Consider the following 1,139-nt stretch of genomic DNA (forward strand, 5'->3'; position numbering starts at 1 on the left):
TTCTCGATCCGGCGGCCGGTGAAGTCACGGACCAGCCGGAGGAACGCCTCGCTCGTGATGTCCTCGGCCAGGTGCCAGTCGGCACGGTCCAGCCGGTTGTAGACCCAGCGGGTCAGTCGGTCGCCGTGCTCGGTGAAAACCGCGGCAAGGTCCTCGCTCGTCGCCTGGGGGATCGAGACCTGACCTGCGGATGTACCGTCATTCATGGGTCGTGCTCCTCTCACATGGAACGGCCCGAAGCGGCTCCGGTGCGGACACACCGGAGCCGCGCAACTTCCTGTAGGAAGTTGGCTTCCTATAGGAAGTTAAGGGGTCGGTCGGGTACCGTCAAGGAACATCCGATAGGAAGTTACGAAGGAGGCCCCAGTGGCGGGATCAGTGGCCGGAATGGCCGCATACATCCGGGCTCGAATCGAGCGCGGAACCCTGGAACCGGGCGACAAGCTGCCGCCGACGAAAAACCTTCAGCAGCAGTTCAACCTGTCCGACAACGCCGTCTACCGGGCCGTGGCGATCCTCAAGGCCGAGGGGCTCGTGACCTCGCAGCAGGGGCGCGGCGTGTTCGTCGCCGACCGCCCGGCCCTGATCGCCGGTGAGAAGCGGATCAAGGGAATCGTCCAGCCCGGTGAGGTGATCAACCACAAGTCGTCGGAGCGCGTCCAGGCTCCGGAGTGGGTCGCTCAGCACATCGGGGAGGGCGAGGTCGTCAACCGGGTCCGGACGATCACTAGGGGCGACACCGTTCTCCAGGCATCCCAGTCCTGGGTTCACACCGACATCGCCGCCGTCGTACCGGAGATCGACGAACCCCAGGCGTGCGACCCGACATGGCAGGCCGTCTACACCGAGCGAAGCGGCAAGAAGGTGACCGTCGCCTCCAAGACCGTCGACGCCCGGATCACCACGGCCGACGACAAGGCCGCGCTCGGTCTCACGGAGGACGCTGCCGTCGTCGTCATGCGGAGCATCTACGTCAGCGAGGACCGCGTGATCGGCGTCGGCGAGGGCGTCTACGCACCTGGACGCCAGGTAGCCCTAGCCTGATCACCGCACGACGAAGGCCCGCCCCACGCGAATTGGGGCGGGCCTTCCTGCATTCCAGCGTGCCTCACCGGAAGTTCGGAGACACGCCATCTGCC

General features: G+C 66.0%; 1 protein-coding gene and 1 pseudogene. One reads left to right on the forward strand and one right to left on the reverse strand.

The features are described from left to right. Positions 1-206: pseudogene (locus ACWFR4_RS49110) on the reverse strand (hypothetical protein); the annotation flags it as partial. A 160-nt stretch (positions 207-366) separates the two neighbouring features. Between ACWFR4_RS49110 and ACWFR4_RS49115 the strand changes: the two are divergent. Then, positions 367-1,044, forward strand: a complete 678-nt coding sequence (locus tag ACWFR4_RS49115) for a GntR family transcriptional regulator (RefSeq protein ID WP_376595178.1) — start codon at positions 367-369, stop codon at positions 1,042-1,044. Positions 1,045-1,139: the final 95 nt, after the last annotated feature.

The organism is Streptomyces sp. NPDC055140, from assembly GCF_053607285.1.